This is a genomic window from Kosmotoga sp. (genome assembly GCF_982836095.1).
Genome location: NZ_CEYIHJ010000107.1, coordinates 2,403 through 6,614 on the forward strand (window position 1 = coordinate 2,403; position 4,212 = coordinate 6,614).

Annotated in this window: 4 protein-coding genes; all 4 read left to right on the forward strand. The window is 41.8% G+C overall.

Annotated features, from left to right (window positions below; genetic code table 11):
- The first annotated feature begins 102 nt into the window (after positions 1-102).
- The 4 genes from AC3LHT_RS07550 to AC3LHT_RS07565 all read left to right on the forward strand — a co-directional run bounded on the left by AC3LHT_RS07550 (position 103) and on the right by AC3LHT_RS07565 (position 4,189).
- Positions 103-1,362: an ABC transporter substrate-binding protein gene (locus AC3LHT_RS07550; protein ID WP_290644304.1), complete on the forward strand. Its 1,260-nt coding sequence runs from the start codon at positions 103-105 to the stop codon at positions 1,360-1,362.
- 83 nt (positions 1,363-1,445) lie between these two features.
- A complete protein-coding gene (locus AC3LHT_RS07555) occupies positions 1,446-2,624 on the forward strand; it encodes an MFS transporter (RefSeq protein WP_488662461.1) in 1,179 nt (392 codons plus the stop codon).
- 27 nt (positions 2,625-2,651) lie between these two features.
- Positions 2,652-3,305 (forward strand): lipid-binding SYLF domain-containing protein, encoded by a 654-nt coding sequence (locus AC3LHT_RS07560; protein WP_290644300.1) that lies wholly within the window; start codon positions 2,652-2,654, stop codon positions 3,303-3,305.
- A 14-nt stretch (positions 3,306-3,319) separates the two neighbouring features.
- Positions 3,320-4,189: an EamA family transporter gene (locus AC3LHT_RS07565; protein ID WP_290644298.1), complete on the forward strand. Its 870-nt coding sequence runs from the start codon at positions 3,320-3,322 to the stop codon at positions 4,187-4,189.
- The last annotated feature ends 23 nt before the right edge of the window (positions 4,190-4,212 follow it).

The following is a 4,212-nucleotide window of genomic DNA, read 5'->3' on the forward strand; positions in this document are numbered from 1 at the left end:
AAGAACCCACAAAGCTCATTGAAAGCGTATTGAAAATTTTGTTAGCACATGGTGTGGTGCTATAATTATATGGTGAACATTTCAAATAAGGGAGGTATGGGAATGAAAAAAATTCTGGTTCTCATCGCTGTTCTTTCTCTCTCAGTTTTAACTATGGCAGCTGTTGAGATCGAATTCTGGCATGCCATGGGTGGCGGACATGGAGCCACTCTGAACGAAATCGTCAACTCTTTCAATGAGGCTAATCCCGACATCGTGGTCAAGCCCATTTATGTTGGAAACTATGGAGCCCTCTCACAAAAACTCCTTGCAAGTGCTGAATCCGGAAATCTTCCTGCCATATCACAGGCTTACGGTAACTGGACAGCCAAGCTTATACCGCGCGGTGTAGTTCAGGAGCTCAACGGTTTTATCAACAATCCGGATTATGGTTTCACTGCTGAGCAATGGGAAGCCATCTGGGCACCTTTCAAGAAGATGATCACCTGGGGTGACACCATCTACGCCGTTCCTTTCAACAAGAGTACATATGTTCTTTACTACAACACAGACGCTTTTGAACTCTATGGTCTTACACCGCCAAAAACCATGGAAGATCTTTTCTTCGATGCCATGATGTTGACGGAAGATAAAGATGGCGATGGCGAAATAGATCAGTATGGTATGGGCTTCAGAACAACGATTGACCATTTCGTTGTTTTCTTAAGAGCAAATGGCGGAAAAATATTGAACATAGGTCCTGATGGGAAAATTGAAGTAACCATCAACTCTCCAGAAGCTCATGAGGCTCTTCAGTTCATGTATGATATGGTCCACACTTACAAAATTGCTTACGCTCAGGGTGGATATCTTGACGGTCCCTTTGGCGATGGCAAAATCATGATGTTCATTGAAACAATTGCAAGTAAACCTTACGTCGATAGAGCTTCTACTGGTAAGCATGGTTGGGCATGGGCTCCAGTGCCTATGTGGGAAGTTCAAGCGCCACCTTTCGCTGGAACGGATCTCATCATGTTCTCTACAATTTCTGACGAACAAAAGCTGGCTGCCTGGAAATTCATGAAATTCCTGCTTAGCCCTGAAATTCAGGCATACTGGTCAGTCAAAACTGGCTACATGCCCGCTGTGAAGACCGCTCTTGAAACACCTCAGTGGAAAGAATATGTCAATCAGCACCCAGATGCTGTTGTGCCAATAAGCCAGATTGACAAGGGTTCCGTTGATCCTAACATCGCCGAATGGTATGAAGTAAGAACCGTAGTCGGTCAGATGGTTGGAGACGTCCTGAATGGCAAGAGGACAATTGAAGAAGGTCTTGCTTGGGCTGAAGCTGAACTTCAAAAACTCATTGCTGGTGAATAATAACAATTAAATCATGGGGGAGGCCTTCAGGTCTCCCCTTTTCTTTGGTATAATACAGCAAATACAAAAAGAGGGTGCACTGGGTGAAAAAAGGGGCCTTTTTCAACCTTTTCAATTATTTGGTATCAATATTCTCCATGGTTGGATACCTGCTTTTCTCATCAATAAATACCATAGCCGCAGATTGGGGATTGCCATATTCGACCATTGGAAAGATAAATTTCACCGGTTATTTGTTTTACACGCTTATTGCTCTCTTTCTTGGTTCCCTGGGTGATAGATACGGGTATAAGAAAATTCTTTTTCCTTCGATGTTTTTCTTCACTGTAATTTCTTTAAGCGGAATGTTGGTATATGGCAGTAACTCTCTTGTGTTTTTGTATCTTTTTGCGATAGCAGTATACTCATATTTTGGCCTTTTCTATCCTCTAGTAGAAGGGCTTCTTTCCCGGGCAGAAAAATTAGAAAAAATCGAACCATCTTTAACCACTACACGATTTACGCTCTCCTGGAGTTCTGGTAATATGTTAGGCATGGCTTTTGGTCCTTATTTAATCCAAAAAAGCCCTTTTTCGGTTTTTTCGATAGCCGCTTTGGTCAGCTTTCTTGGAGGGCTTATTGTTTACCGGCATACAAATAAATATGGCGAGAGAATCCCTTTTAAGGGGCATCCGGCTCTCTTTCAAAAGCATAAGGAAGTGGACTTTCCTAAAATAGCTCTTTATCGTAAAACTTATAGGTTTTCGCTGGTGCTCGCAGCAATGGTATTTTCCTCGGTGATAAGCCTTTTCCCTAAACTTATATCGATGTCTGGAATTTCGCTGGAGAACGCCGGCTTTCTTGTTGTTGTGGGAAACATTGCAGTCTTTTTGACTTTTATACTCATGACACGATACAGATTCTGGGTAGGAAATCCAAGACTGTCCTTTGTTTTGATACTGCTTTTTCCATTATCAATTCCTCTGTTTTTCTTAAATACGGGAGTGTGGACGTTTTTACTTGTGGCGCTTTTTTCCGGTATAAACTATTCTATTCCATACACATTTGCCATATTCTACGGGCTCAATTCACCTCACGAGGACCATGGTAAGCAGGGTGGCCTTCATGAAACCATGATAGGCATTTCCTTTGGGTTAGGACCGCTTTTGAGTGGCTATTTCCTTGAAATTTGGCCCGGTCTCTACGGCATAGGCATACTTGTTGTATTCCTTTCCGCTATCAGTGTTGCCAACCAGTTTCTTTTCATGAAGAGAGTAAAATAAGCTATAATGATAGCACGAGGTGATAACATGAAAAGATTGCTATTGATCCTGTTCATTTTGTTGGGAGTGATTGTGATGGGGTTCTATACACCAGATGATAGATTCAAAGATGCAAATAACGTACTAAATGAACTGCTTTCCATGCCCGAAAACGGTGCATTCAGAGAACTTCTTTCAAAGGCAAAAGGCATCGCCTTTTTCCCAAATGTATTAAAAGCCGGGCTTGTTTTGGGAGGACAATATGGAGAGGGCTTTGTGCTCAGGAAAAAGGACGACTTATGGTATGGCCCTCTCTTCCTGAAGCTATACAAAGTGAGTTATGGGCCACAAATTGGTGCACAGACGATTGGACTTGTATTGCTCATAATGAATGACACAGGTTTTGCAGGTTTTACAAAAGACAACATCACCCTGGGTGGCAGTGTTAGTGTTGCCGCGGGGCCAATTGGAAGAAACCTTTCTGCGGATGTGGACTACACTTTGCAAGCTATTCTCTCATATTCCATTTCCAGGGGATTTTTTATTGGTTTTACGGTTGAAGGTTCAGTGATTAAACTCGACCAGGAGGCCAATCAGTTATTTTACAATGATTCTGCTTCGCCCGAAGAGATACTCAATATGGTCACTATGGGAACCTCTGAGTTGAGGAAACTCCTTGATACCTTAAACAATCTTAAGTGATTTCCTAAAATGAAATGGGACTGCCAGTATTCGCTTTAATAACGAGAATATTGCTTCTTGCTTTGGAAAAGATTGTTTTGAAATTCATGGGAGACAGAGCTGGGAATTTTTATAAAAATCTTGCTGCCAGCTTTCTTTTCTTTTTTATCGGTGCTTTTATACTACTGCCTTTCGCTATTACAAGAGAAATCGACAACTGGCACTTCCTTTTACCGTGTTTTATCAGCGCTTTGCTTTACAGCTTCAGTTCCTTTGCCTATGTTTCTTCAATTGCGACGGGTGAAGTATCGCTTGTTGCACCAATAAGCAGCTTGAATGCAGTTGTAATACTGTTCTTTGCCGCCATTTTTCTCGGCGAAAAAATAACCCTTATGAAATCATTGGGAATAATTCTCATGGTGTATGGAATATTCATACTAAAAGGAGCTGCAACACCGATAAAGTCCCTTAAGGCAATTCTGAAAGATAGGCCAAGCCAGCTCATGTTTGCCAGCGTAGTTCTTCAATCAACTGGCAGGGTAATTGATAAATTCTTTACCAGCGAATATGATCCTATTATTTATGCTGCTCTTCTCTACTTCATCGTTTCTTTCAATTTCTTCACTCTTTTACGTTTGAAGAAAAAAGATAGGCTCATTCTGTCCTCGTTTAAAGAAAAGCCAATTCCAATGGTCATTGGCGGTGCAATAAACGGGGCAGCCTATTTGTTTTTGCTCGTAGCCATTAAAAGCATTGAGTTGAGTATTGTCGAGCCATTAGTGAACCTCTCGATAATCCTGGCCATGGCACTTGCCGCTTTGATATTCAGGGAAAAGTTACTCGAAAAGCTCCCCGGCGGTTTACTGGTTATTCTTGGCGGGTGGCTTCTTGCTGGTAGTGCATAAAAAGACAAGAGCAGAGAATGTAT